The organism is Streptomyces pratensis (genome assembly GCF_016804005.1).
Classification (GTDB): domain Bacteria; phylum Actinomycetota; class Actinomycetes; order Streptomycetales; family Streptomycetaceae; genus Streptomyces; species Streptomyces pratensis_A.
In genome coordinates this window covers 3,266,118-3,291,325 of the sequence record NZ_CP051486.1, presented here as the reverse complement: position 1 = coordinate 3,291,325, position 25,208 = coordinate 3,266,118, and the positions used below count along the sequence as shown (strand labels likewise).

Below are 25,208 nucleotides of genomic sequence, written 5' to 3'. Positions count from 1 at the left end.
CGGTGTTCGAGGCGGTCGGCCACTGCTGCCGACGCCCGGGGCCGCCGGTGTTCAGCGCCTGGCGGACCGGGCTCTGCGCAGCCGGTCCCGCTCCTTCTCGGAGAGCCCTCCCCAGACACCGAAGCGCTCGTCGTGGGTGAGTGCGTACTCCAGGCAGGCCACACGGCCCTCGCACGCGTTGCACAGCTGCTTGGCCTCGCGGGTGGAACTGCCCGGCGCCGGGAAGAAGAACTCCGGCCCGGCCTGCGCGCACAGGGCGCTCTCCTGCCAGGTGAGCTCGTCGGTCATGGTGTTGATCGGCATGACGCACACGATGCCCGGTGGCGATAAACATGTGATCAACGATGGTTCAACGCACGGTCCGGCCGAGGGGCCACACACCCGGCCGGACCGTCCTCGCAGGTCAGGTGCCTACGGCATCGGCGCGGGCCTGATCACCGCGAAGGCGGCACCCGCGGGGTCGGCGAAGGTGGCGATCCGGCCCACCTCCGGCAGATCCGTGGCGGCCATGGTCACCCGGCCGCCCAGCCGCTCCGCGGCGGACACCGTGGCGTCCGTGTCGTCCACGGCGAAGTACGGCAGCCAGTGCGGTCCGGCCGCGCTCTCACTGGGGACCTGGTCGAGAGGCACGAGCCCTCCGAAGGCGGACTCGTCGTTGTCCGTTCCCGCGGGCCGCACGACCGTGTACGAACCGCCGGGGAAGTCCGTCTGGCTGGTCTGCCACCCGAAGACCGTGTGGAAGAAGGCCGCTGCCGACGGCACGTCCGGGGTGTACAGCTCGGACCAGATCAGTGAGCCGGGTTCCATGATCATGCCGAGACCCGGGTTCGTCCCGGGCTGCCAGACGCCGAAGTATCCGCCGGTGTTGTCGGTGAAGCCGCCCATGCGCCCGTAGTCCAGCACGTCCATCGGAGGGAACGCGGCGGTTCCGCCGGCCTGCTCGACCGTCCGTGCGGTGGCGTCGGCGTCGGGGGTCTGGAAGTAGACGGACCAGGCGGGCTTCCCCTGGTCCTCCGGCACGGTCATCACTCCCGCGACGGTGCTGTCCCGCAGCCGGTACGTCCCGTAGCCACCGGTCTCGGGGCCGCCTGGCACGAGGCCCCACCCGAAAAGACCGTTGTAGAAGGTGGTGGCCGCCTCGACGTCGGGGGTGCCGAGGTCGATCCAGTTGGGGGCACCGGTGACGAAAACTGGGTCGGGCATGGTGTGCTCCTCAAACGAGTCCCGTCGCCCCCCTCGTCATCTCGGACATGGAGATGCCGCATTCATCCGAGTCTTGCACCAGGCACCGACGATCGCAGTTCGCGCAGTCCCATGCGGGACTGCGCGAGTCCCCTGCGACCATGAGGCCGGTCGTGGCGGGCCCGAGGCGGCGACAGCGGACCGCGGGGCGGGAACAGAAGGCCGTACACGGGCCGGGCCGGGCCCACGGGAGGTGTGCCCACGGGAAGAGCCGCACGGCAGCCGCTCGATGGAACCCAGGCGCTCACGGGAACGGCGAGTGCGGTGCCGGCCGATCACCGCCGTGCCGTCGATGCAGCCCGCACCCCCTGTTGGACTCCCTCGTGAACACTCCGTCGTAGACATCGGGCCGTCCTCCGTCCCCGTCTCCCGGCCGGCAGAGGTCACGTAGGGCAGGCTGCGGCTGCGAGCACCGGAACAGGCCCGGTAGGTGACGGTCGGCGGGGTGCGCGGAGCCGTTCGCCATGAGCTCCGCCGGATCCCGGGACGGCCGCGCGGACGGCGGACCAGGCGCGGCCGGTCGCCACGCGGTCCGGGACACCGTCGCCGTACGGATGGACGTCGCGGCACCGGACTCGGCCACGACGGCGCTGCTCATCGCCCCGCACCGGCTGGTGGAGGCCGGCCCCGACGCCCGCCGGACGGCGACGCCGCTCTGCGCACGACGGCGAACCGGTCCTCTCGCTCGCCGCGGCATCGAGGAGTAGCTGCGGACCGGCGGCGTGGTCCGACGGCAGCGCTCTCAGTGCTCGTGCGCCTCGGACCCGCCTGAGGCGTGGTGCGGCGGGTCGTACCCGGGAACGGTGCCGTCCGCCTTGGCGACGAGCAGCAGACCGGCCATCCCCATGTCGGAGTGGCTCTGGACGTGGCAGTGGTACATCCACGCCCCGGCGCCCACGTGTTCACCCGCGATCATCTGGAATCCGAAGGAGTCGGCGGGTCCGCAGATCTTCGTGTCGACCACGCGGCTGGGGTCGTCGGGGCCGGTGAGCAGCCCGGTCCTGTTGTCCGCCCACCGGTGCCCGTGGATGTGGAACGTGTGGTAGTACTCACCGTGCGTGATCATCACGACCTCGACCCGGTCACCCACGGTGGCCTCGAAGTTCGGGCTCTCGTGGGCCGCCCTGTTGTTGATCGTCATGTCGTTGAAGACGATCGTGATCGTCTTGTCCGGCAGGACGTCCCCCTTGCGCCGCACGACGAGGGGCCCGTAGAGCCCCTTTCGGATGCCTCCCGTGCCGTGGTCCGTGCCGACGACGTGGTCGTGGTAGTGCCAGTAGCCGGCGCTGCCCGCCTGCCAGGTGCCGTCCTTCCGGCGGCCGGGCGCGTGGGTGCGCCAGGTGTAGGTACGGGTGCCGCCGGGCTCGACGTGACTGCGGTTCATCCGCGTGCCGTCGCTCGCGATGTCGTAGTCCACGCCGTGGACATGGAGGCTGGCATCGACGTCGGTGGTGTTCTCGAACTCGATGTGCAGCGTGTCGCCCTCGGTGATCTCGATGAGCGGCCCGGGGATCGACGCCTTGCCCTTCTCGAAGCCGTATCCGAGCTGACCGCCCGCCAGCTTCTCGGCGTAGAGCTTGAGATGGCGCACGACTCCGCCGGCGGGGGCCGTCTTCGCCGGGTTCTCCGCGGAGGTGGCCTGCACCGCGCCGAGTGACATCGATGTCACACCGGTGGCGGCCGCCACTCCCCCGCCCACCAGCATCCGGCGGTTGAAGGTCCTTCGGTCCATGTCGAACTCCCCACTGCGAGACGGAAACTGACGTGCTGCTCCCCTGGACGGCCCACACGGTAGCCGGGGGCCGTTGGTTTATCCACACTCAGGACAAAGTTGGTTCGATTGCTGCCATACCTATTGGCGAGTCACGAAAAGAGGTCTAGCTTCGTGCGCTGTCGCAGTGACCACAGAGGCGCGGTGACGAGGAAGTGACCGGAGAAGCGACCAAGAGGGGTGGGTGACCACATGCAGCGCACACCACATCACAGGTCCAGATCGCGCCGCGGCATCGCGGCGGCCGTGGCGGCGGGCGCTCTGACGGCGTCCCTGCTGGGCGGCAACGCGGCCACCGCAAGCCCGTATCCGGACCCGGGGCTGAAGGAACGGATGGCGACAACGTTGTCCCTTCCTTCGCCGCCGGGCGGGGCCGATGTGAGAGTGCTGGTGTTCCACGCTTCGGCGGGTGAGGAGCCGCCGACCGTGGACGCGGGTATAGCGGCCATCGAGAAGATCGGGCTCAGCGGTCCTGAGGCCGGGCGGTTCAAGACCGTCGCCACCGACGACGCCGGGGTCTTCACCAACGGCAAGAAGCTCGGAAAATTCAACGCGGTCGTCTTCCTGACCGGCGGCGGCGACGTGCTCGACCCGGAGCAGGAGGCGGGCCTGGAGGCGTACATGGAGGCCGGTGGCGGCTTCCTCGGCATCCATGACGCTGCGCGCACCGAACCGTACTCCGACTGGTTCACCGGTCTCGTGGGCGCCCGCCCCGCGGCGGACAGCCCGACGGCCGTCCAGCGTGCCACCGTGGAGATCGGCGACCGGCAGCACCCGGCGACGAAGAACCTCCCGCTGGAGTGGAAGCGCCCGGACAAGTGGCTGAACTGGAAGGAGAACCCGTCCGGCGACGTCCACACCGTGGCCCGCGTCCGCGAGCTCACCTACACGCCGGGGAAGAGCGCCAACGGCTGGGACCACCCGGTCTCCTGGTGCCGTGACTACGACGGCGGCCGCTCCTTCTACACCGCCATGGGCGGTACGGCCGCCGGCTTCGCCGAGACCGACTTCCGGGATCATCTGCGCGGCGCGCTGGCCTGGACGAGCCGCATCTCGCAGGCCGACTGCAAGGCGACCATCGACTCCAACTACACGGCCGAGCGGCTCACCCAGCCCAACCAGCCCGGGCAGAACGACCAGATCGGCGAACCGCACGGTCTGGTGACCGCGAAGGACGGGCGGGTCTTCTACATCGGGCGCGGCGGCGCCGACAGCAGCGCGCCGGTGGTCACGGACTGGAACAACCCGGACATCGGCAAGGGCAACGGCGAGATCCACGTCTACGACCCCGCCACCAGGAAGGTCTCCCTCGCCGGCAAACTGAGCGTCTTCGGCAACAAGGGCGGCGGCGACGAACTGGTGAAGGTGGAGGAGGGCCTGCTCGGAATCGAGCTGGACCCGGACTTCGCCGCCAACGGCTGGGTGTACCTGCACTACACCCCGCACGCGAAGATCGACCGCGACAAGCGGATGGCGGTGCGCCAGGTCTCGCGCTTCACCTTCGACCGGGCCACGAACAAGCTGGACCTGGCGTCCGAGAAGGTGCTGCTGAAGTGGCCCGTCCAGATCCACAGCTGCTGCCACGCGGGCGGCGGCATGGCATGGGACTCCAAGGGCAACCTCTACATCGCCACGGGTGACAACAACTCCTCGGGCTTCAGCGACGGCTACTCGGGCAACAACCCGCAGCCGAACTACAAGGGCGTGTCGTTCGCCGACGCCCGCCGCACGGCGGGCAACACCAACAACCTCAACGGCAAGATCCTGCGGATCCACCCCGAGGACGACGGCACCTACACGCTGCCCGAGGGCAACCTCTTCACGGGCAGGGAGCCGGACGAGGGCGGCGGCAAGACCCGCGGTGAGATCTACGTGATGGGTGTCCGCAACCCCGCCCGCATCTCCGTCGACAAGTCGACCGACACCCTGTACGCGGGCTGGGTCGGCCCCGACGCGGGCGCTCCGAGCACGACCTGGGGGCCCGCCAAGTACGACACGTTCGCGGCGATCACCAAGGCCGGCAACCACGGCTGGCCGTACTGCATGGGCAACAAGCAGCCCTACCGGGACCGCAATCTGCCCGACCCCACCAAGCCGCTGGGCTGGTACGACTGCAACGCGCCCAGGAACGAGTCGCCGAACAACGACGGCCTGGTGAAGCTGCCGCCGGTGACCGGCAACACCGTCTGGTACTCGCCGCAGGGCGGCGGCGTCGACTACCCGCGCGACGCGAACGGCATCCCGAGCTACAAGGTGGAGGACCAGAAGCAGCTCCTGCCCTGGCTCAAGGGCGGTGGCCAGGCCACGATGAACGGCCCGGTCTACCGCTACGACGCGTCGAGCACGAGCGAGGCCAAGTGGCCCGCGTACTGGGACGGCAAGTGGTTCGTCGGTGACTTCTACGACGACACCCAGCCGCGTCACGCCGTGCTGACCGACCCGAAGACCGTGGGCAAGGGCGGTCTGCCCACGCACGCCGAGTCCCTGAAGAAGATCATCCCGGTCGGGGCGGAAGGCATCCGCAACCTCATGGACTGGAAGTTCGCCCCGGACGGATCGCTCTACGTCCTGGACTACGGGCGCGGCTTCTTCACCTCCGACTCCAAGTCCGCGCTGTGGCGCGTGACGTACAAGGGCGGCGGTCAGACCCCGGCCGCCGCAGACCTGGCCAGGAAGGCGGCAGCGCAGTGAGACATCCTTCACTCCTCGCGCGACGGCGGTACGGACCGGCACAGGTGTGGCTCGCCCTGTTCGGCTCGTTCCTGATGGTCCTGGGACTGACGTCGACAGTGGCGTACGGGCGGGAGGACGACCGTCCCGCCGCCGCGGCCGACCAGGTCCTGACCTGGACCGCGGGCGACCCCATCGACCACTACCTGTCGGCTCCGAAGACCGCGGTGGCCGGCCCCGCGACGATCGTCTTCGAGAACAGCACGGCCACCGGCAACACCACGGGCATGCCGCACACGCTGACCTTCAGCGTCTCGGACGTGGAGTTCAACAACGACGTCCCGCTGAACATCCTGGCCAACCCCAGTGACAGCGAGGGCGGCAAGCACAGCGTCGAGGTCACCCTGACCCCCGGCCGGTACTTCTACCACTGCACCATCCCCGGCCACGGGTCGATGCAGGGCATCCTCACCGTGACGGAGGGCGGCGGCGAGGACACCACCGCCCCCGAGACGTCGGCGACGGTGGACGGCGACAAGAACGCCGACGGCGCGTACATCGGTCAGGCCACCGTCACCTTGGCGGCGACCGACGCGGACTCGGGCGTGGACACCGTCGAGTACGCGGTCGGGGCCGACGGCGCCTGGCAGCCGTACACCACGCCGGTCGTGGTGAACGAGGTGGGCAGCCACACCGTCCGTTACCGCGCGACCGACAAGTCGGGCAACGTCGCGGCGGAGAAGTCCGTCGACTTCGCGGTCGCGGCACCGCCCACCGATGACGAGACGGCGCCGGAGACCTCGGCGACCGTCTCCGGCGAGAAGGACACGGCCGGCGCCTACCTGGGCATGGCCACGGTCACCGTGACCGCGTCCGACACCGGGTCGGGCGTCAACACCATCGAGTACGCGACCGGAACGGACGGAGCCTGGCAGCCCTACACCGCGCCCGTCATGGTGCACGAGGTCGGGACGCACACCGTCCGCTACCGCGCCACCGACAGGTCGGGCAACGTCGCTGCGGAGAAGTCCGTCGACTTCACGGTCGTCGAGCCGCCGTCGCAGGACAAGACACCGCCGGTCACCTCCGTGGTGGTGACGGGCGACAAGAACTCGGACGGCGCCTTCATCACCAGCGCCGAGGCCACGGTCACCGCCACGGACTCGGACTCAGGCGTGGACAAGGTCGAGTACTCCCTCGACGGCGGGCCCTACCTGGCCTACTCCTCCCCCGTCATCGTGGACCGCGTCGGCCGCCACACCTTCGCGCACCGGGCGACGGACAAGGCCGGCAACACCTCCGAGGCGAAGCAGTCCTCGTTCACCGTCGCCGAGAGCGGCGGGGTCCCGGCACCCAACTGCCCCGAGTACGACGAACGGCACACCGTCATCGTCGGCACGGTGGACACGGGTGTGCCCAACCGGCTCACGGGCAACCGCTGCACGATCAACGAGCTGATCGAGGACGAGAAGGACTGGTCGTCGCACGCGCTGTTCCTCAAGCACGTCGACAAGGTCCTGGACAAGCTGCTCACCGACGGGGTCGTCGACGCCCGTGAGCACAAGAAGATCTACAAGGCGGCCAAGCAGTCCGGCATCGGCAAGCCGGGCCAGGACGAGGGCTACCGCAAGCTGTTCGACGGCACCGCCGAGTCCCTCGCGAAGTGGCAGCAGGTCGGCGGCGGCAAGTTCGGGCTGAACGCGGAGGAGGGCTCGATCACCAGCTCCACCACCGTGGACGGCATGGGGATGCTGTGGTTCCCGGCCAGGCAGTACGGCGACTTCTCGCTGAAGCTCCAGTGGCGCGACGACGCCCCCGGTGCGGGCAACGCCAACGGTGGTGTCTTCGTCCGCTTCCCGAACGTCCACGACCACCCGGAGGAGTCCCGTCCGGAGTGGGTCGCCATCAAGTACGGCCATGAGATCCAGGTCAACGACCGGCCCGACGGCGACATGTACAAGACCGGTTCCGTCTACGGCTTCGACCGGGTCGGTCTCGGCGGCGCCGGGGTCACACCCAAGGGCACCTGGAACGACTACGAGGTCAGGGTGGTGGACCAGCACTACTCGATCTACCGCAACGGTGTCCTGATCAACGAGTTCGACAACAACGGCGGCCAGCTCTTCGAGCCGCCGCGGGGCGACGACCCCGGCACCGACGGCCGGCGGTACGCCTCCGGATACATCGGGCTCCAGGTCCACGGTACGTCCGACGTGATCTCGTACCGCGACATCCGCATCCAGGAGTTGTAGGGACGGGGGCACGAACTCAGGAGGCCGTGGCCGCGTGCTCAGGCATGCGGCCACGGCCTCCCGGGTGCCGGTGGCGCCACACCCAGAAGACCGTGCAGGAGACGAGCGCCCAGGCCGCCAGCACCAGGAACGGGAGGGCGTACTGGTGGCCCTGGTAGTAGACCGCCGTGTGCTGGGCATTGACCGAGGCGCCGGGCGGCAGCCAGCGTCCGATGTGGCCGAGCGCCGAGGGCAGCAGCGGCCAGGACACCGCGCCGCCCGACGACGGATTGCCCAGCAGCACCATGAGCCCCCAGGTGGGGATCATCGCCCAGCGCCCCATGATGGTGTTGAACATGGTGAAGACCATGCCCGAGGCGAACAAAGTGAGCGCCAGGATCAGCCAGGACTCGACGAACGGCAGGTCCAGAGCGCCGATCAGCCAGTCCACCACGGCGGCGATCGCGAAGCCGCCCAGCAGCGCGTAGGCGACGGTGAAGCCGATCCGTTCGAGCGGGTCGAGCGCCCGGGCGTGCACGCTCAGCTGGATGGCTCCGACGAAGCCGATGATGACGGCGGCCAGCGAGATGTAGAAGAGCGCCAGTCCGCGCGGGTCGCCCTTCTGGAGGGGCTTGACGTCCGTGATCGTCACGGGGACCCCGGTGGCTTTCGCGACCTTCGCACCGGTCTCCGCGAGCAGCTGGGCGACCGTGGCACCGCCGGCCCCGGCGATGTCCATGGCCACCCCGCCCTCCCCCGGCCGCACGGTCACGAAGACCTTCTGCTCCTCCATGGCCAGGCGAGCGGCGCCCCGGGTGGCGTACGGGTGCAGCTGGAGGGAGGCGTCGAGAGCCTTCTCCATCCCCGCGATGAACTCCTTCCCGCCCCGGTCGCCGACGCCGCTGACCACGGCGGCGGGGATCCGGCGCGGCGTCGGGTCGGCCATCGTGTAGGTGTACGAGCCGGCGAAGAGTCCGGCCGCGGCGGCGAGGATGAAGACCAGCACGAGGGCGGGGACGTACGGCGACTGCTTGTAGGAGGCCCACTTCTCGGCCCGCGTGGGGGGTCTGCCGTGCGCGCCGTGCGCGGCGGGCTCCGTCCCGTCGCCGCCGTGCGCGGCGGGCTCCGTCCCGTCGCCGGCGCTCACGCGTCGTCACCGGTGTCGTGCCGGGCCCGGCTGGGCTGCACGCGCTTGGGCTCGCCGGGCATCTTCGGGTACTCCGGCGGATAGGGCAGGTCACCGAGTTCGTGCTCGTGCTCGTCCCGCCTCGCCAGCTCCAGCAGCTGGTCCAGCCGGAAGGCGTGGTCGTCCATGTCGGCGTGCAGGTCACCCACCTCGGCGTACCGCACGGGCATGGTCCGGAGGTCGAAATCTCGCGGCTCGGCGTCGTCGATCTCCTCCCAGCGCAGCGGGGCGGAGACAGGGGCGTGCGGAAAGGGGCGTACGGAGTAGGCGGAGGCGATCGTGCGGTCCCGGGCCGTCTGGTTGTAGTCGACGAAGATCCGCTCGCCGCGTTCCTCCTTCCACCAGGCGGTGGTGACCCGGTCCGGCATCCTGCGCTCCAGTTCCCGCCCCACCGCGATGGCACAGCGCCTGACCTGGGTGAACGTCCACTCGGGGACAAGGGGTACGAAGACGTGGATGCCGCGACCGCCGGACGTCTTGGGCCAGCCGCGCAGTCCGTTGTCGTCCAGGACCGAGCGCAGTTCGTGGGCGGCTCTCACCGCGTCGGCGTAGTCGGTGCCGGGCTGCGGGTCGAGGTCGATCCGCAGCTCGTCGGGGTGGTCGGTGTCCGTCCTGCGCACCGGCCAGGGGTGAAAGGTCAGGGTGCCGAGATTGGCCGCCCAGAGGACGGCCCCCAGCTCCGTGGGGCACATCTCGTCGGCATGCCGGCCGCTGGGGAACTCGATCCTGGCGGTGGGGGTCCAGTCGGGGAGGTTCTTCGGCGCCCGCTTCTGGTAGAAGAAGTCGCCCTCGACCCCGTCGACGAAGCGCTGGAGGGTGGTTGGCCGCTCGCGCAGGGCCCGGAGGATTCCGGGTCCCACGGCCCGGAAGTAGTCGGCCACGTCCTTCTTGGTGTAGCCCTTCTCCGGGAAGTACACCTTGTCCGGGTTGGACAGCCTTACGGCCCGTCCGTCCACGTCCAGCTCCACCGCTGCTCCTGCTCCCATGTCGGACACCGTAGGCCGGGCCCACATATGCCGCATATCGGAAGACGCGCCCTGCGGGGTGCGCGAGAATCGGGCCATGGATCTGCCGGTGATGCCTCCTGTGAAGCCGATGCTCGCCAAGTCCGTGTCCGCCATTCCTCCCGGCATGCAGTACGAGGCGAAGTGGGACGGCTTCCGGGCGATCGTGCACCGGGACGGCGAGGAGGTGGTGATCGGCAGCCGGACGGGGAAGCCCCTCACCCGCTACTTCCCCGAGGTGGTCACCGCGGTGCGGGAGAATCTGCCGCCACGCTGTGTGATCGACGGTGAGATCGTCCTGCCTCACGAGGGGCGGCTGGACTTCGACCGGCTGAGCGAGCGCATCCATCCGGCCGATTCCCGGGTGCGGATGCTGGCGGAGCGGACACCGGCGAGCTTCGTGGCATTCGACGTCCTCGCGCTGGACGACACCTCTCTGCTCGCCGCACCGCAGACCGAACGGCGTGCGGTCCTGGAGGAGGCCCTGGCCGGTGCCTCGGCACCCGTCCATCTCGCCCCGTCCACCACCGACGCGGCCCTCGCCCGGGAGTGGTTCGAGCGCTACGAGGGCGCGGGGCTCGACGGGGTGGTCGCCAAACCGCTCGATCTGCCGTACCGGCCGGACGCACGCGTCATGTACAAGATCAAGCACGAGCGGACCGCCGACTGCGTGGTGGCGGGCTACCGCTTCCACAAGAGCGGCCCGGTGGTCGGCTCGCTGCTGCTCGGGCTGTACGACGACGGGGGCACCCTCCAGCACGTCGGGGTGTGTGCGGCCTTCTCGATGAAACGGCGCGCCGAACTCCTGGAGGAGTTGGACCCGTTGCGCATCGACCCCGCCGGACATCCGTGGGCGGCGTGGGCGGACGCGGCGGCGCACGAGGGCTCACGGCTGCCGGGGGCGCCGAGCCGCTGGTCGGGCAAGAAGGACCTGTCCTGGGTGGCGCTCGCGCCGGAACGGGTCTGCGAGGTGGCGTACGACCACATGGAGGGCGACCGCTTCCGCCACACCACCCAGTTCCGGCGGTGGCGGCCGGACCGCACCCCCGCCGGCTGCACCTACGCGCAACTGGAGGAAGTGGTGCGGTACGACCTCTCCGAGGTGCTCGACGCCGGCTGACCCGTCAGGCGGTGGGTGTGGGGCACGGGCCGTCGGTGGGCGCCTCGGGAGCAGCCGTCTCCGCGGGGGCGTCGGGGCAGCCGGGGCCGGTGGTGCCGGGGTCCGGGTCCGGGGAGGTCGGCGTCGTGGTCGGGTCCGGCGTCGTGGTCGGGTCGGGCGTGGTCGTCGGGTCCGGTGTGGTCGTCGGGTCAGGAGGGGTCGTCGGATCCGTGGGGCCGCTGTCGGTGGGGTCGGGTCCCGGGTCCGTCGGGCTCGGGGATCCGCCGGGGCCGGGGCTGCCGGAATCCGTGGGGGCGGGGGTGGGCGAGGTCGACGGCTCCGGCGTGCCGCTGGGCTGCGGGCCGACGATGATGCCGCCACCGGGGTCACTCGGACTGCCGGGGCCCCCGACCGGCGCCTTCGGCTTGTCGGGGCTTCCGGCCCCGGGGCTCCGGGGGATCACGCCGCTGCCGTCGGCCACAGGGTGGACGCCCTTGCGGTAGAACTCCAGCCAGGCCAGGACCGTGCGCAGATAGGTGTCCGAGTGGTTGTAACTGAGGATCGCGCGGTCCAGGTCCCCGCTCACCGAGAGGTTGCGTGGTCCGGCGCAGAGGTAGTGGCCGGCGGCGAGCGCCGCGTCGTGGATGTTGTCGGGGTCCTTGCGCCCGTCGCCGTTGCCGTCCTTCCCCCAGTGCGCCCAGGTGGACGGGATGAACTGCATCGGGCCGACCGCCCGGTCGTACCGGGTGTCGCCGTCGTACGCGCCGCCGTCCGTGTCCGGAATGTTGGCGAAGCCGGCTCCGTTGAGGACGGGGCCGAGGATGGGGGTGAGCGTGGTCCCCGCGGCGTCCACGCGGCCTCCGCCCGCATGGCCCGACTCGACCTTGCCGATGGCCGCGAGTAACTGCCAGGGCAGGCGGCAGCCGGGGTCGCTGCGGCCGAGGGCGCTCTGCGCCTGACGGTAGGCGGCGAGGACGGTGGCGGGGACGCCCGCCTCGGCCCGGGTCCGGACGGCGGCGGGGCCGGGCTTCTTCCCCGTGGTCCTCGGCGGTTCCGGTGACTCCAGCGGCGGCAGCTCGGTGTGGTAGCTGTCGTCGTTCGGCACCTCGGTCCAGACGACGTCGTCCGAAGCCACGTTCTTCACGTCGTCGGCCGTACCGCCGCCGACGAGCCCGGGGCCCTGGGACGCGGTGAGCGCGGCCATGGCGGCGACCGCGGTGGCCGTGCCGGTGAGCCCTCGGCGCATGGTTCCGTTGAACCTCATGTGTCCTCCCTCTCCTGGGTCATCGCGTGAACGTGTCGATGGCCGCGATCCGCCAGGTGTCACCGCGGCGAACGGCGTCCACGGCGAACATGGCGGCGGCGTACGTCGTCTCCTCCTCCTTGCCGGTGCGGGTGTTGCTCTGGTCGGCGAAGACCAGCAGCCGGGCCCGGTCGCCGTCGAGGTGTTCGACGCCGCTCTCGGTGACGGTCGTGGTGAGCACGAGCTTCTGCTTCGGCGCCTGGGCCCGTACCTCGGCGAGCATGTCCTTGTGCTGCTGGACCGCCCTTCCGGTCAGATGCTTCTGCGCGGCCAGGTCGGATTTCCCGGGCGAGGCGTAGTTGTACGAGAAGACCGCGCCGACGGCTTCGGCGATCTGTCCCTTCACCTCGCTGGTCCGGCCGATGTCGGTGAGGGCCGTGTTCTGCCGGGTGGGGTCGTCGCGGAGGGCCGCGGCGGAGGTGAACGACCATGCGGCGAAGCCACCGAGGAGGACGGTGGCCGCGCAGAGGACGGCGGGGAGCCGGATCCGGAGGCGGGGCGTCCTGCTGCGGCGCGGTGCGTCCGGCTTGCCGTCGTCCCCGGCCTTGGCGCTGCCGCCGCCGCTGCTGTCGCTGTCCCCGGCCTCGCCTGCGGCTTCGGCTTCGGCTTCGGCTTCGGCTTCGGCTTCGGCTTCGGCTTCGGCTTCGGCTTCGGCTTCGGCTTCGGCCACTGTCTCCGGCGGGCCCGCCTCGTCCACGGGTGGTGTGTGTTCCTGTCCTGCCGTGTCGCGCGGCGGGGCCGCCGCGGCCACGACTGCCAGTCGGCGGCGGCGGTTGACGAGGTGTCGGGTCGTCGACATGCGGGTGGTCCTCCCAGGGCCGGGGTGGCGATTCGGGTGCGTACGGGTCAGCCGGCGGTGTTGCCGACGGGCGCCTGTCCGAGCGCGCTGAGCTTCCACCCCTCCGGGGTGCGGGTCAGCTGCCCGAGCATCCGGCTCTCCTTCACCGCGGGCTTCCCCTCCGGCGCGGTCACCGTGACCCGGAGGGCCACCATCACCCCCGCCCTGCCCGCCCGTTCGTCGAGCTCGGTCACCGCCCCGGAAAGGATGCTGGCGGTGCTCACGGTCCTGGCCGACTCGATCTGTTCGACGAACGCGGCCCGCCCGTGCACTAGTTGCTTGTGCAGATCGCCGGTGGTCGAGTCCTCCCAGCTGTCGAGGCCCTTCTCCACCTGTGCGTGATCGAGCGTGTTCATGTTCTGCACCGCCTGCTCACCGGCGGCCAGCGCGTCGTCGCGGGCCTCGGCGTAGGCCGCCGAGTCGTCGTGTGCCGCGTCGTAGCGCGACCAGCCGCCCCAGCCCGCCGCACCGGCCGCCGCGACCGTCAGCACGACCGCCGCCACCACCAGCGGATTCCTCGTCGTCCGTACCCGTGCCATTGGTGCCTCTCCCCTACCTGGAGGTGATGTCGACGATGATCCAGCGGCCGCCGCGCAGCTCCGCGGTCACCGAGAGCTGGGCCGCCGCCGTGGTGGTGGCCTTCCCCTCGCGCTCGTACACCTGGTCGAGGAAGACCAGGAGGTGGGCGCTGCCGGTGCCGAGCCGGGTGACTCCGGCGCGTACGGCCTGCGAGGTGAGCGTCAGCTTCTGGTCGGCGGCCTGCTTCTCGACCTGGCCGAACAGCGCCGCGTACTGCCTGAGCGCCTTGCCCGCGAGTAGGCGCTTCGCCGACTCCTTGGTCGCCGCGGTGCCCTGCGGGCTGTACGAGAAGACCTTGCCCAGGGCGCTGCTGACGTCGCCCACGACCCGAGTGGTCTCGGCGGTGTCGGTGAGTGCGCGGTTCGAGGTGGCGGGGGTGTCGCGCAACTGCCGCGCCTCGACGAACAGGACGGCGCCGGCGGCCAGCAGGGCGACTGCCGACACCGCCGCGAGCACGCGGCGCCAAGCCGCGCGGCCCGGCGTGCCCGGGTGCCCGGCGGCGTCGGCCCCCTCCTCCGGCACGGCGGTGCCGGTCCCTTCGTCCCGGACGTCCTCGTCAGGGCCCGGGGTCGACGAGGTGTTCTCGACAGCGGTGCCTCCGGTCCGTCTCATCCGCCGCTCCCGACCGGTATGGCGTCCAGTGCCTTGATCTTCCAGCCGTCCCCGGTACGGGCCAGAGCCGCTTCGAAGCGTTTCCGCTCCGTGCCGCCCTTTCCGGTGCGGGGGGTGACCTCGACGTCCACCGTGGCGATCAGCGCCGCCGTGCCGGCCCGTACGTCGAGTGCGGTGAGCGCCGCGTCGGTGACCTTGCCGCGTGCGGTGGCCCCGGACTCGGTGAGCTCGGCGACGTCCTTCTCCCGGCTGCTCTCCAGCCGGTCGTGCAGCGGCCCCGTGGAGGCGGCGAGCCAGGCCGCGAGTCCGGACTTCACGCTCGCGGCGCTCTTGCCGTCCATGCTGTTCAGCCGTGCCAGGTGGCTCCTGCCGTCGGCGACCGCCGCGTCACGTGCCTTGGCGTACGCCAGGGTGTCGTCGCCGCGCGCCTGCGCGTAGGACCAGCCGCCGAATCCACAGACCAGCACGGCCGCGAGCATGACGACCCATCCGCTCAGGCTCCTGCCACGGGCGTTCACTCGTCGCCTCCCAGACCCAGCAGCCCTGCCATGCCGTCGGCCGGACGCCCGGTGTCTCCGGTGGCACCGAGGGCTCCGGGCAGCCCGGCCGGGTCGGTACCGGCGAGCGGGGATCCGGGCAGCACCGGTTTCGGCACGCCGCCGCCCCGGGGTGCGTTGGCGCTGCCGCGGACGTTGATGCCGCTGCCTGGCGGGGAGGCGCAGCGCGCCTTGGTGTTGACGGCGGGAGCCGGCGATACGGCCTTGCCGGGGCGGTAGGTGGTGGCGCCGTATCCGGCGGTGCAGGGCAGCGGTTCGAAGAAGGTGACGGACATCCCGAACCGGGCTCTCCCGTCCTCGTCGATGATGCTCGCTCCGGCCGCCGCCACCGCGGGCAGCTTGACCAGCAGTTCCTCCATGCCCCGTTGCCGGGTCACGGCGACCTCGGAGGTGGTGAGGAGGTTGGCGACGACGACTCCGAAGCCGGGTTCGAGGTCACGCAGGAGCCCGCTGATCTGGGCGGTGGCTCCGGGCGCGGTCGCGATCAGCCGGCGCAGGTCGGTGTCGGATCCCTTGAGTTCGGCGGCGAGTTCCTCGGCTCCGGACGCGAACCCCTTGAGGGCCTCGCCCTGTTCGGCCTGAGTACGCAGGACCCTCTCGCCGTCCGCCATCAGCTTGGTGGTGGTCGGCAGGGCCTCGTCGGCGGCGTCGACGAACTCGCTGCCCGTGTCGAGCAGGACCTGGAGGTCGTCGCCACGCCCCTCGAACGCCGCGCCGAACTCCTCGACGACGGTGCGCAGGGCCTCTGTGTCGACGGAGGCGGTGAGGTCGTTGACACTGGTGAGTACGTCGGTCACGGGCGCGGGGACGGTGGTGTCGGCCTGGTCGATGACCGAGCCGTTCTCCAGGAACGGGCCGTCGTCGCGGGTGGGCCGCAGGTCGATGTACTGCTCGCCGACGGCGGAGAGACTGGCGACGACGGCTTGCAGACTGTCGGGGATGCGCGGCGCGTCGTTCTCGATGCGGAGCTCGGCCTCGACTCCGTCGTCGGTGAGCTCGATCGGGCCGACCCGGCCGACGGAGACACCCCGATAGGTGATGTTGGAGTGGGTGAACAGACCTCCTGTCTGTGGGAGTTGGACCGTGACGGTGTAGTAGCCGCGCAGGCCCACGTAGTGGCCGAGGTCGGCGTACCGGGCGCCCAGGTAGCCGAGGACGAGCACCGCGATGATCAGGAAGGCGATGTTCTTGAGCCGGGTGGCGAGAGTGATCATCAGCGGGTGCCCTCCGTGCCGGACGCGGTGACCGACGGAAGCGGCAGGGGCAGTGCCGGTCCGGACTTCCGGGTGCCGGTCGCCGCCGGCGGGGCGCCCGGGGTGAGTGCGGGGATTATCTGTGTGCCGGGCATGGCGGTGACGTCCAGGTAGACGTTGAGGTAGTCGCCCTTCACCCCGCGCAGCACCTCGTCGGTGAACGGGTAGGTGAGCAGCACCTGAAGGGAGTCGGGGAGGTCGTTTCCGGAGTCGGCCAGCGCTGTGAGGGTGGGGGCGAGGGCCTTGAGGTCGGCGATCATGTCCGCCTTGCTCCTGTTGACCGTGTCGACGGCGACCGTGGAGAGGGTGTCGAGCGAGCGCAGCATGGTGAGAAGCGATCCGCGTTGCTTCTCCAGTACCTTCAGCCCCGGGCTGAGTCCGGTGAGGACGGTTCCCACGTCCTGCTTGCGGGTGGCGAGTGTGGCGGCGAGCCGGTTGACGCCGTCGAGCGCGTCGGTGATGTCCTCCTTGTGCTCGTCCAGGTTGGTGACCAGCGTGTCGACACGGCTCAGCATCGAGCGGATCTGGGGTTCCTGTCCGGCCAGTGCCTTGTTGAGCTCGGTGGTGATGGTCTTCAGCTGGGCGACGCCGCCGCCGTTGAGGAGCATGGACAAGGCGCCGAAGACCTCTTCGACCTCGGGGTTGCGGTTGGTGCGGACGAGCGGGATCCGGTCGCCGTCGGAGAGCGCGCCCTCGGCCGTGCCGTCGGCGGGCGGCGAGAGCTGGACGTACTTCTCGCCCAGGAGGCTGGACTGCTCGAGGTGTGCATAGGCGTTGGCCGGCATCTTGATCTTCCCGTTGACGCGCATGGTCACCTTGGCGGTCCAGCTCCCCGGGGTGAGGGAGATCTTGGTGACCCGGCCGACGGCTACGTCGTTGACCTTGACGGACGACTGCGGTGCGAGGCTGAGGACGTCCCCGAACTCTGCGGTGATCTCGTACGGGTGATCGCCGAGGTCTGCTCCGCCGGGCAGCGGCAGCTGGTCGATGCCGGTGAGCGACGGCAGGCCGGTGGTCGTGGCGACGAGCGTGAAGCAGACTCCGGCGGCGACCAGGGCGCCCAGACCCGCGACCACGCGGGTGCCGGCTCTGCGCGGGGCGGGGCTCATCGGTCCGCCTCCTTCTTCTCGCCCGTACCGGTCTTCTTCTCGGACGTCCCTCTGTCCGCCGGGGTGCCGTAGACGGTGCCGACGGCGGGCAGCGGCAGGACGGGCAGGGCCTTCTGCCTGGTGGCGTCCGCCGGGGCCAGGCCCTCGAGGCCGGCGGTGCCCTTCTCGGGTTCGACGAGTGGGCCGCCCATGGACAGCTCGTTGAGGTTCGTGCGCCCGTTGAGGGTGCGGTTCGCCGGGTCGTAGGCGTTGAGCACGTTGCCCGCCGCGAGCGGCAGCGTGTCGAGCGACTCGGCGAGCGAGGCACGCTGGTCGACCAGGGTCTGGGTGAGCGGCACCAGGAGGTCCACGTTCTTCTTGAGGGCGCCGCGGTTCTTCTGGATGAAGCTCTTGACCTGGCCGAGCGCGGTGCCGAGCTCCTTCAGCGCGGCGCTGAGATTCTCCTTGTCGTCGGCGAGGAAGCCGGTGACGGTGTTGAGCTGCTGCTCCGCGGTCCGCACCTCGCCGTCCTTCTCCTTGAGCATGGTGGTGAAGGTCTGCAGGTAGGACAGCGTGTCGAAGAGGTTGCCGCTGCTCTTGTCCAGGGTCTTGGTCGCCTTGCCGAACTGCTCGATGGAGTCCCCGATCGCCTCTCCGTTTCCCTTGAGGTTCTCGGAGCCGGTCTTCAGGAGTCCGGAGAGCGCTCCGTCGGCGTTGGCACCGTCGGGGCCGAGCGCGGTGGAGAGCTCCGTGATCGACTCGTAGAGCTGGTCGACCTCGATGGGCGTGGCGTTGTTCGCGGCGGGCAGCACGGCGCCGGCTTCCAGCTGTGCTCCCCCGGTGTATGCCGGAGCGAGCTGGACGTACCGGTCGGCGACGACGCTGGGGGTGACGACGAGGGCGTGCGCGTCCGCGGGGACCTTGACACCCTTGTCGAGCCGCAGTGTGATCCGGACCTCCTCACCGCGCGGTCTCACCGATTCGACGGTGCCCACCTTCACCCCGAGGATCCTGAGGTCCGACCCGGGGTACACGCCGGTGGCCCGGTCGAAGTAGGCGGTGATGGTCGTCGTGCCCTCCTGGTCCATGGCCGTCACACCCGAGCCGACGGCCACCGCCACGACCGCCAGTCCGGCACCGATGCCGATGATGCGGATGCGTCTCATGTCAGCGGCCCCCCTGTTTCGGCGGCATGCAGTCGTCGTCCGGGGGCGTGTCCTTCGGCAGGTAGTCCTTGGGGACGACCCCGCATACGTAGTTGTCGAACCAGCGCCCGTTGCCGAGGGTGTTGCCGACGAGCCGGTTGTAGGTGCCGGCCATGGAGAGCACCTCGTCCAGGCTCTTGCGGTTCTTCACCAGCACGGTGGTGACCCGTCCCAGTGAGTCCAGGGTGGGCTGCAACTGCTTGTTGTTGTCGGTGACGAGACCGGTGAGCTGTGTGCCGAGGTCCCGGGTGCCGGTGAGCAGCAGGTGGATGGAGTCGCGCCTGGCCTTGATCTCGCCGAGGAGCAGGTTGCCGTCCTCCAGCAGGGTCTCGAAGCTGCTCTTCTTCGAGGCGAGCGTCCTGGTGAGCTGCTTGCTGCCCTGGAGGAGGGTGGCCAGCTGCGCGTCGCGCTCGGAGACCGTCCTCGACAGTGCGGAGAGCCCTTCGGCGGCGCTGCGCACGTCGGGCGGCGAGTCCTTGAAGGTGTCCGAGATGGTCTGGAAACTCTGGGCGAGCTGTGCCGTGTCGATCTCCTCGATGGTCTCGCCCAGTCCGTTGAAGGCCTGGGTGACGTCGTACGGGGAGGTCGTGCGGCTCGACCTGATGCGGGAGTCCGGGTCCTGCGGGGCGTTGCCGAGCGGATCGACCGCCAGGTACTTCTCTCCCAGGAGGGTCTTGATGGCGATGCCGACGGTGGAGGAGTTGCCTATCCAGGCGTCCTTCACCTTGAAGTCGACCTTCACCGCGGCACCGTCGAGCGATACACCGGTGACCTCTCCGACCTTCACGCCGGCGATGCGTACCTCGTCACCGGCACCCAGTCCGGCGGACTCGGTGAAGTCGGCGCTGTACGAGGTGCCGTCGCCGATGAAGGGCAGTGCGTCGGCGCGGTAGGCGGCGAGACCGACCAGGGCCAGGACGACGAGTCCGATGACGCCGATGGCGACCGGGTTGCGTTCCCGTACGGGCTTGATCCTCATCCCGCGCACCTCGATCCGCCGATCGTGATGCCGGTGGGCGGGGCGCTGCCGTCCTCGGTCGTCACACCGGCGACCTTGGCCTCGCAGAGGTAGAGGTTGAGCCAGGAACCGTAGGAGGTGAGGCGGGTGATCGCCTCCATCTTGTCGGGTGTCTTCTCCAGGAAGCTCTCGATCTTCGGTGCGTTCTCGTCGAGCCGGCCGGTGAGCCGGCCGAGTTGCGCGATGTCCTCCTTGAGCGGCGCACGGCCGTCCTGCAGGAGGTCCGCGGTGACGGTGGTGAGCGCGCCCATGGCGGTGACGGCTTCGCCGAGCGGCTTGCGGTCGCCGGAGAAGCCCTTGACGAGCTTCTCCAGGGTGACGACGAGGTCGTCGAAGCCTGCCTCACGGTCGTTGACGGTCTTGAGAACCGTGTTGAGGTTCTTGATCACCTCACCGATCACCTTGTCCTTGGCCGCGACGGTTCCGGTCAGCGATCCGACGTGGGAGAGGATGCTGTCGACGGTGCCGCCCTCGCCCTGGAGGACCTGCACGATGGAACCCGCGAGTTGGTTGACGTCCGGCGGGGAGAGCCCTTCGAAGAGGGGCTGGAAGCCGTTGAAGAGCTGGGTGAGGTCGAGTGCGGGCGTGGTGCGCGAGAGCGGGATCGTCGCCCCTGACCTGAAGGTCGCCCCCACGGGCCCGGCGCCCTGGTCGAGGTCGATGAACCGCTGGCCGACCATGTTGAGGTACTTGATCGACGCGGTCACCGAGGCCGGCAGCTCGCGGCCCTCCCGTACGCCGAAGGCGACCTCGGCCTCCCGTCGGTCGGCGACCCGGATGGACTCGACCTGCCCGACCTTGACGCCCGCGATTCTGACGCTGTCACCGACGACCAGCCCGGTGACGTCGGCGAACCTCGCCTTGTACGTGGTGGTGTCGCCGACACCGGTGTTGGCTATGGACAGGGCGAGGACGGTGGTGGCCATTGCGGTCACCACGACGAAGACGAGGGATTTCGCGAGCGGTCCCGCGAGGGAGCGGCGCTTCACTTGAGCTTCACCTCCGCACCGCGGAAGGCCGGACCGATGAGCACGCTGCTCCAGTCGGGCAGGGACTGTGGCTGGACTTCGAGTGAGGGGGCGACGAGTTCGTTGACGAGCCGGCTCTCCTCGGGAGAGTTCGGCATGCCCAGCGCGCTGTCGGCGGCGGGTGCTTCTGCCGGTCCCGGGGCACCGGCGGCCTGAGCAGGGGCGGGGGCCTCACGCACGTCGGCGGTCGGTACCGCTCTGCCGGTGTACGGGACCGAGTAGCAGTGCGGGCCGCCGGTCGCGTCGTAGACCGGGGTGTCCTTGCCGGCGACGTACTTGCCCTTGGACTTCACGGCCTTGAGGGTGACGTGGAGTCCCGGCTCGTCGGTGCCCTTGCCGAGCGCCTTGTCCATGGCGGGGACGAACCCCGCCATGGTGCGCAGGGTGCAGGGGAAGGCGTCGGAGTACTCCGCGAGGAGTTCGAGTGTCGGGCGGCCGGCGGCGGAGAGGCGGATCAGGTTGTCCTTGTTCTTCCGCAGGAAGGCTGTGACGTCGTTCGCGGAGGCGGTGGTGGAGCCGTACAGGCCGGCGAGTTCCGCCTGCTGCTCGGCGATCGTGCCGCTGGTGGTGGTGAAGTCGGTGAGGGCGTCCAGGACGTCGGGCGCGGCATCCGCGTAGAGGTGGCTCACCTTGACGAGTTCCTTGATGTCCGCGTTCAGTGTGGGGAGTTGCGGGTTGAACTCCTTCAGGTGCGCGTCGAGGGTGACCAGGGTGTCGCCGAGCTTGTCGCCGCGTCCTTGGAGAGCCTGGGAGACGGCGCTCAGGGTCGCGGCGAGCTTCTCCGGCTTGACGGCGGTCAGCATCGGCAGGACGTTGTCGAGGACCTCCTCCAGTTCGATGGCGTTGCTGGAGCGGTCCTGCGGTATCACCGCCCCGGCCCGCAGGGTCTCGGCCGAGGGGACGGCGGGGGGCACGAGGGCGACGAACCGTTCCCCGAAGAGCGTGGTGGGCAGCATCTGCGCGGTGACGTCGGCCGGGATCCGTTCGAGCCGGCCGGGTTCGATCGCGAGGGTGAGACGGGCTCCGTCGCCGTCGGCCGAGATGTGACGCACCTCGCCGATCACGACGCCGCGCAGCTTCACCTCGGCGTTGTCGTGCATCTCGTTGCCTGCGCTTCCCGTGCGTACCGTCACGGTGGCGTCGTCGGTGAAGTCCTTCTCGTACACCGAGACCGACACCCATACGAGTACGGCGGGCACGAGCACGAAAGCCACACCCGCGAGTCTGCGGCGCACCGTCTGCGCCGTGGAGGAGGACATCAGCCGGCCACCTTCACCGTTGTCGTCGCGCCCCAGATGGCGAGCGAGAGGAAGAAGTCGGTCACGCTGATGAGCACGATGGCGTTGCGCACCGAACGGCCCACGGCGACGCCCACTCCGGCGGGCCCGCCGGTGGCGTGGAAGCCGTAGTAGCAGTGGGCGAGGATCACCAGCACGCTGAAGATCAGCACCTTGAGCACCGACAGCAGGACGTCGTCCGGGGAGAGGAAGAGATTGAAGTAGTGGTCGTAGGTGCCGGCGGACTGCCCGTTGAAGAGGACCGTGATGTAGCGGGACGCGAGGTACGAGGAAAGCAGCCCGATCGCGTACAGCGGGATGATGGCGACGACGCCGGCGATGATCCGCGTCGTGACCAGATAGGGCATGGAGCGCACGCCCATCGCTTCGAGGGCGTCGACCTCCTCGTTGATCCGCATGGCGCCGAGCTGCGCGGTGAAGCCCGCGCCGACGGTCGCGGAGAGCGCGAGGCCGGCGACGAGTGGGGCGATCTCCCGGGTGTTGAAGTACGCGGAGATGAAGCCGGTGAAGGCCGAGGTGCCGATCTGGTCGAGAGCGGCGTACCCCTGGAGGCCGACGACCGAGCCGGTGGCGAGGGTCATCGCGATCATCACGCCGATGGTTCCGCCGATGACGCCCAGGCCGCCGCTGCCGAAGGCCACCTCGGCCAGGAGCCGCTGCACCTCCTTGAGGTAGCGGCGCAGCGTCCTCGGGATCCAGATCAGGGCGCGCACGTAGAAGGTGAGCTGTTCGCCTGAGCGGTCCAGCCAGCCGAGCATCGACATCGCTCAGCCCCCCTTCGGGGGGACGATCTGGAGATAGATCGCCGTCATGATCATGTTGACGGCGAACAGGAGCATGAAGGTGATGACCACGGACTGGTTGACCGCGTCGCCGACGCCCTTGGGCCCGCCGCGCGGGTTGAGCCCCCGGTAGGCGGCGACGATGCCGGCGATGAAGCCGAAGATCAGCGCCTTGAGTTCACCGATGTAGAGGTCGGGCAGCTGGGCCAGGGCGGAGAAGCTCGCGAGGTAGGCGCCGGGGGTTCCGCCCTGCATGATCACGTTGAAGAAGTAGCCGCCGAGAGTGCCGACGACGGACACCAGCCCGTTGAGCAGGACGGCGACGGACATGGTGGCGAGCACGCGCGGGACCACGAGGCGCTGGATGGGCGAGACTCCCATGACCTCCATCGCGTCGAGCTCCTCGCGGATCTTCCGCGAACCGAGGTCGGCACAGATGGCGGATCCCGCCGCCCCGGCGATCAGCAGCGCCACGATGAGCGGGCTGGCCTGCTGGATGACGGCGAGGACACTGGCGCCACCGGTGAAGGACTGGGCTCCCAGCTGCTCGGTCAGGGAGCCGACCTGGAGGGCGATGACGGCGCCGAACGGGATGGAGACGAGTGCGGCCGGCAGGATGGTGACGCTGGCGACGAACCAGAACTGCTCGACGAACTCACGTACCTGGAAGGGCCGGCGGAAGACGGCCCGGGAGACCGCCAGAGCGAGCGCGAACAGCTGACCGGTCTGACGCAGCGGCGCGAGGAGCCGGGAGGGCGGCCGCTGCTGCGGTGTCTTCCCGCGAGCCTCTCCGGTGTCCGGCTCGGGCGGCCGGACGGGCAGCGGTGCCGTCATCGGCGCCCACCGTCCAAGGTCGGCGTGTAGCTGTTCATGATGGCCGTACGGGCGGCCTCCGGCAGCTGGCCCATCATGGAGACGACCCGCTCCCGGCGGCGCAGTGCCGCCTGCCGCACGGGCATGCCGGGTGAGGGCTCCAGTTGCGGTACGACGGTCCGCGGGGCTGTTTGTACGTAGCCGTTGCCGTTCGTCTGCTCGGCGGCCAGGGTGGCCGCGTCCTTCTCCTCCGACATACCGATGGGGCCCTCGCGGCGTCCGGCGAGGAACTGGGAGACCACCGGCATGTCGCTGGTGAGCAGCACCTCGCGGGGTCCGAAGGTGACGAGGTTGCGGCAGAACAGCATCCCCATGTTGTCGGGGACGGTGGCCGCGATGTCGAGGTTGTGGGTGACGATGAGCATCGTCGCGTCGATCTGCGCGTTGAGATCGATGAGGAGCTGCGAGAGGTAGGCGGTGCGCACGGGGTCGAGCCCGGAGTCCGGCTCGTCGCAGAGGATGATCTGCGGGTCCAGGACAAGGGCGCGGGCGAGGCCGGCCCGCTTGCGCATGCCCCCGGATATCTCGCCCGGCAGCTTTCCCTCCGCGCCGAGGAGGCCGACGATGTCGATCCGTTCCATGACGATGCGCCGGATCTCGGACTCGCTCTTGCGGGTGTGTTCACGCAAGGGGAAGGCGATGTTGTCGAAGAGCGACATCGACCCGAAGAGGGCACCGTCCTGGAACATGAGGCCGAACAGCTTCCGGGTCTCCATGATTTCCCGCTCGGGGCTGTTCACCATGTCGACGCCGTTGATGAGGACGCGGCCCTTTTCGGGCTTCAGCAGTCCGATGATGGATTTCAGGAACACGGTCTTCCCGGTGCCGGATGGGCCGAGCATGACGCTCACCTCACCGGCCGGCAGCGTGAGACTGACGTCCTGCCAGATGTTCTGCTTGCCGAAGGACTTCGTCAGGCCTTCGACGACTACTTCGATTCCCATCGGCCCTCCCTCGAAGTGGTGGTGAACGACGTCATCTGTCTGCGCTCCGGCTCCGGTAAATGCAAGGACGGCTCGTCACACATGCACCAGGAGGCGCACGTTATGTCCGTCGAATCCGCCAGGACAAGCCGTTGAACAGCGGGAATCGCCGGAAGTGGATCTCCGGGTGGATCATTTGTCACCGAATGACAAACCCGCCCGGCGGCTTTGTCGGATTCTGCGCAAGCTCTCTCCGACTGCACCGGGATCCCGCGGCCCAGGGGGGCCGGAGCCGCGAGACCCCAGCAGTTGGGAGTACCCCGCCCCGGTGAGAGGGTTCAGAGACGGCGGAACTCCCGGAGGAATCCCGGATCAAGGGGGCGCGACCAGGACTCCACGTGCGTCGAACGAGCAGGTGCGGACGCGTTTCCGATCTGCTCAAGCCGGACGCTACGGGCCGGTAACCTAAGTCCGCAATAGCGCTTCCCGAACTTTCTCCCAGGTAATTGCGCAGCACCGTTTTCTTATGACGCGATGAGCAATCAGGGCGCGAAACCTATCGAAAAGTGAGGGCCTGCGTGCCGGAGCGGCGGGCACCGGAACCCCGCTCCGGACACGCCGAAGCCCGCCCCGACCAGGGTCCATTCG

23 protein-coding genes are annotated in these 25,208 nt (G+C 69.7%); 4 read left to right on the top strand and 19 right to left on the bottom strand.

Annotated features, from left to right (window positions below; translation table 11 throughout):
- Window positions 1-51: 51 nt before the first annotated feature.
- Together HED23_RS14070 and HED23_RS14065 are read right to left on the bottom strand one after the other, a co-directional pair.
- The gene (locus tag HED23_RS14070; protein ID WP_203183765.1) at window positions 52-303 is read right to left on the bottom strand and encodes a WhiB family transcriptional regulator; all 252 of its coding nucleotides are present in this window, start codon (window positions 301-303) and stop codon (window positions 52-54) included.
- Window positions 304-411: 108 nt separating this feature from the next.
- Window positions 412-1,203: a VOC family protein gene (locus HED23_RS14065; RefSeq protein WP_203183764.1), complete on the bottom strand. Its 792-nt coding sequence runs from the start codon at window positions 1,201-1,203 to the stop codon at window positions 412-414.
- Between the two features lie 503 nt (window positions 1,204-1,706).
- Here HED23_RS14065 and HED23_RS14060 point away from each other — a divergent pair.
- On the top strand, window positions 1,707-1,949 hold the full coding sequence (locus HED23_RS14060; RefSeq protein WP_203183763.1) for a hypothetical protein: 243 nt from the start codon (window positions 1,707-1,709) through the stop codon (window positions 1,947-1,949).
- A gap of 35 nt (window positions 1,950-1,984) precedes the next feature.
- Here HED23_RS14060 and HED23_RS14055 read toward each other — a convergent pair whose 3' ends face one another.
- Window positions 1,985-2,974, bottom strand: coding sequence for a multicopper oxidase domain-containing protein (locus tag HED23_RS14055; RefSeq protein WP_203183762.1), 990 nt, complete (start codon window positions 2,972-2,974; stop codon window positions 1,985-1,987).
- Window positions 2,975-3,205: 231 nt separating this feature from the next.
- Between HED23_RS14055 and HED23_RS14050 the strand changes: the two genes are divergently transcribed.
- Both HED23_RS14050 and HED23_RS14045 read left to right on the top strand, forming a co-directional pair.
- Entirely contained in the window at window positions 3,206-5,704 is a 2,499-nt protein-coding gene (locus HED23_RS14050; RefSeq protein WP_238441944.1) for a ThuA domain-containing protein, read from the top strand.
- Complete coding sequence (locus tag HED23_RS14045; RefSeq protein WP_203183761.1) at window positions 5,701-7,935, top strand: OmpL47-type beta-barrel domain-containing protein; 2,235 nt, start codon at window positions 5,701-5,703, stop codon at window positions 7,933-7,935. Before HED23_RS14050 ends, HED23_RS14045 begins: the two co-directional genes overlap by 4 nt.
- A 16-nt stretch (window positions 7,936-7,951) precedes the next feature.
- Here HED23_RS14045 and HED23_RS14040 read toward each other — a convergent pair whose 3' ends face one another.
- Together HED23_RS14040 and ligD are read right to left on the bottom strand one after the other, a co-directional pair.
- Entirely contained in the window at window positions 7,952-9,061 is a 1,110-nt protein-coding gene (locus tag HED23_RS14040) for an ABC transporter permease (RefSeq protein WP_203183760.1), read from the bottom strand.
- Window positions 9,058-10,068 carry a non-homologous end-joining DNA ligase gene (gene ligD, locus HED23_RS14035; protein WP_203187470.1) on the bottom strand — a complete coding sequence of 337 codons (1,011 nt, stop codon included), beginning with the start codon at window positions 10,066-10,068 and terminating at the stop codon, window positions 9,058-9,060. The genes HED23_RS14040 and ligD overlap by 4 nt, the downstream gene beginning before the upstream one ends.
- A 94-nt stretch (window positions 10,069-10,162) precedes the next feature.
- On the opposite strand from ligD, the gene HED23_RS14030 reads away from it, so the two are divergent.
- On the top strand, window positions 10,163-11,224 hold the full coding sequence (locus HED23_RS14030) for an ATP-dependent DNA ligase (RefSeq protein WP_203183759.1): 1,062 nt from the start codon (window positions 10,163-10,165) through the stop codon (window positions 11,222-11,224).
- 4 nt (window positions 11,225-11,228) lie between these two features.
- On the opposite strand, the gene HED23_RS14025 is transcribed toward HED23_RS14030, so the two are convergent.
- Genes HED23_RS14025 through HED23_RS13960 form a run of 14 tightly spaced genes read right to left on the bottom strand, consistent with a single transcriptional unit; the run spans window position 11,229 to window position 24,581 of the window.
- A complete protein-coding gene (locus HED23_RS14025) occupies window positions 11,229-12,467 on the bottom strand; it encodes a lytic transglycosylase domain-containing protein (protein WP_203183758.1) in 1,239 nt (412 codons plus the stop codon).
- Between the two features lie 19 nt (window positions 12,468-12,486).
- Window positions 12,487-13,305: a hypothetical protein gene (locus tag HED23_RS14020; protein ID WP_203183757.1), complete on the bottom strand. Its 819-nt coding sequence runs from the start codon at window positions 13,303-13,305 to the stop codon at window positions 12,487-12,489.
- Between the two features lie 47 nt (window positions 13,306-13,352).
- Window positions 13,353-13,883, bottom strand: a complete 531-nt coding sequence (locus tag HED23_RS14015; RefSeq protein ID WP_238441943.1) for a nuclear transport factor 2 family protein — start codon at window positions 13,881-13,883, stop codon at window positions 13,353-13,355.
- 13 nt (window positions 13,884-13,896) lie between these two features.
- Window positions 13,897-14,535 carry a hypothetical protein gene (locus tag HED23_RS14010; RefSeq protein ID WP_203183756.1) on the bottom strand — a complete coding sequence of 213 codons (639 nt, stop codon included), beginning with the start codon at window positions 14,533-14,535 and terminating at the stop codon, window positions 13,897-13,899.
- A complete protein-coding gene (locus tag HED23_RS14005) occupies window positions 14,532-15,014 on the bottom strand; it encodes a hypothetical protein (RefSeq protein ID WP_386468244.1) in 483 nt (160 codons plus the stop codon). Before HED23_RS14005 ends, HED23_RS14010 begins: the two co-directional genes overlap by 4 nt.
- Window positions 15,015-15,049: 35 nt before the next feature.
- Complete coding sequence (locus HED23_RS14000; protein WP_203183754.1) at window positions 15,050-16,306, bottom strand: MCE family protein; 1,257 nt, start codon at window positions 16,304-16,306, stop codon at window positions 15,050-15,052.
- A complete protein-coding gene (locus tag HED23_RS13995; protein WP_203183753.1) occupies window positions 16,306-17,454 on the bottom strand; it encodes an MCE family protein in 1,149 nt (382 codons plus the stop codon). The genes HED23_RS14000 and HED23_RS13995 overlap by 1 nt, the downstream gene beginning before the upstream one ends.
- Window positions 17,451-18,599, bottom strand: coding sequence for an MCE family protein (locus HED23_RS13990; protein ID WP_203183752.1), 1,149 nt, complete (start codon window positions 18,597-18,599; stop codon window positions 17,451-17,453). Before HED23_RS13990 ends, HED23_RS13995 begins: the two co-directional genes overlap by 4 nt.
- A gap of 1 nt (window position 18,600) precedes the next feature.
- The gene (locus HED23_RS13985; protein ID WP_203183751.1) at window positions 18,601-19,617 is read right to left on the bottom strand and encodes an MCE family protein; all 1,017 of its coding nucleotides are present in this window, start codon (window positions 19,615-19,617) and stop codon (window positions 18,601-18,603) included.
- Window positions 19,614-20,645, bottom strand: coding sequence for an MCE family protein (locus HED23_RS13980; protein WP_203183750.1), 1,032 nt, complete (start codon window positions 20,643-20,645; stop codon window positions 19,614-19,616). The genes HED23_RS13985 and HED23_RS13980 overlap by 4 nt, the downstream gene beginning before the upstream one ends.
- Window positions 20,642-21,943, bottom strand: coding sequence for an MCE family protein (locus HED23_RS13975; protein ID WP_203183749.1), 1,302 nt, complete (start codon window positions 21,941-21,943; stop codon window positions 20,642-20,644). The genes HED23_RS13980 and HED23_RS13975 overlap by 4 nt, the downstream gene beginning before the upstream one ends.
- On the bottom strand, window positions 21,943-22,746 hold the full coding sequence (locus HED23_RS13970; protein ID WP_031094766.1) for an MlaE family ABC transporter permease: 804 nt from the start codon (window positions 22,744-22,746) through the stop codon (window positions 21,943-21,945). Before HED23_RS13970 ends, HED23_RS13975 begins: the two co-directional genes overlap by 1 nt.
- Window positions 22,747-22,749: 3 nt before the next feature.
- A complete protein-coding gene (locus HED23_RS13965) occupies window positions 22,750-23,598 on the bottom strand; it encodes an MlaE family ABC transporter permease (protein WP_203183748.1) in 849 nt (282 codons plus the stop codon).
- Window positions 23,595-24,581 (bottom strand): ABC transporter ATP-binding protein, encoded by a 987-nt coding sequence (locus HED23_RS13960; RefSeq protein WP_203183747.1) that lies wholly within the window; start codon window positions 24,579-24,581, stop codon window positions 23,595-23,597. The genes HED23_RS13965 and HED23_RS13960 overlap by 4 nt, the downstream gene beginning before the upstream one ends.
- Window positions 24,582-25,208: the final 627 nt, after the last annotated feature.

Coding starts and splice junctions, on each gene's coding strand:
- HED23_RS14070 (WP_203183765.1), bottom strand. CDS start 303: ATGCCGATCAACACCATGACCGACGAGCTCACCTGGCAGGAGAGCGCC.
- HED23_RS14065 (WP_203183764.1), bottom strand. CDS start 1,203: ATGCCCGACCCAGTTTTCGTCACCGGTGCCCCCAACTGGATCGACCTC.
- HED23_RS14060 (WP_203183763.1), top strand. CDS start 1,707: ATGAGCTCCGCCGGATCCCGGGACGGCCGCGCGGACGGCGGACCAGGC.
- HED23_RS14055 (WP_203183762.1), bottom strand. CDS start 2,974: ATGGACCGAAGGACCTTCAACCGCCGGATGCTGGTGGGCGGGGGAGTG.
- HED23_RS14050 (WP_238441944.1), top strand. CDS start 3,206: ATGCAGCGCACACCACATCACAGGTCCAGATCGCGCCGCGGCATCGCG.
- HED23_RS14030 (WP_203183759.1), top strand. CDS start 10,163: ATGGATCTGCCGGTGATGCCTCCTGTGAAGCCGATGCTCGCCAAGTCC.
- HED23_RS14025 (WP_203183758.1), bottom strand. CDS start 12,467: ATGAGGTTCAACGGAACCATGCGCCGAGGGCTCACCGGCACGGCCACC.
- HED23_RS14020 (WP_203183757.1), bottom strand. CDS start 13,305: ATGTCGACGACCCGACACCTCGTCAACCGCCGCCGCCGACTGGCAGTC.
- HED23_RS14015 (WP_238441943.1), bottom strand. CDS start 13,883: ATGGCACGGGTACGGACGACGAGGAATCCGCTGGTGGTGGCGGCGGTC.
- HED23_RS14010 (WP_203183756.1), bottom strand. CDS start 14,535: ATGAGACGGACCGGAGGCACCGCTGTCGAGAACACCTCGTCGACCCCG.
- HED23_RS14005 (WP_386468244.1), bottom strand. CDS start 15,014: ATGCTCGCGGCCGTGCTGGTCTGTGGATTCGGCGGCTGGTCCTACGCG.
- HED23_RS14000 (WP_203183754.1), bottom strand. CDS start 16,306: ATGATCACTCTCGCCACCCGGCTCAAGAACATCGCCTTCCTGATCATC.
- HED23_RS13995 (WP_203183753.1), bottom strand. CDS start 17,454: ATGAGCCCCGCCCCGCGCAGAGCCGGCACCCGCGTGGTCGCGGGTCTG.
- HED23_RS13990 (WP_203183752.1), bottom strand. CDS start 18,599: ATGAGACGCATCCGCATCATCGGCATCGGTGCCGGACTGGCGGTCGTG.
- HED23_RS13985 (WP_203183751.1), bottom strand. CDS start 19,617: ATGAGGATCAAGCCCGTACGGGAACGCAACCCGGTCGCCATCGGCGTC.
- HED23_RS13975 (WP_203183749.1), bottom strand. CDS start 21,943: ATGTCCTCCTCCACGGCGCAGACGGTGCGCCGCAGACTCGCGGGTGTG.
- HED23_RS13970 (WP_031094766.1), bottom strand. CDS start 22,746: ATGTCGATGCTCGGCTGGCTGGACCGCTCAGGCGAACAGCTCACCTTC.
- HED23_RS13965 (WP_203183748.1), bottom strand. CDS start 23,598: ATGACGGCACCGCTGCCCGTCCGGCCGCCCGAGCCGGACACCGGAGAG.
- HED23_RS13960 (WP_203183747.1), bottom strand. CDS start 24,581: ATGGGAATCGAAGTAGTCGTCGAAGGCCTGACGAAGTCCTTCGGCAAG.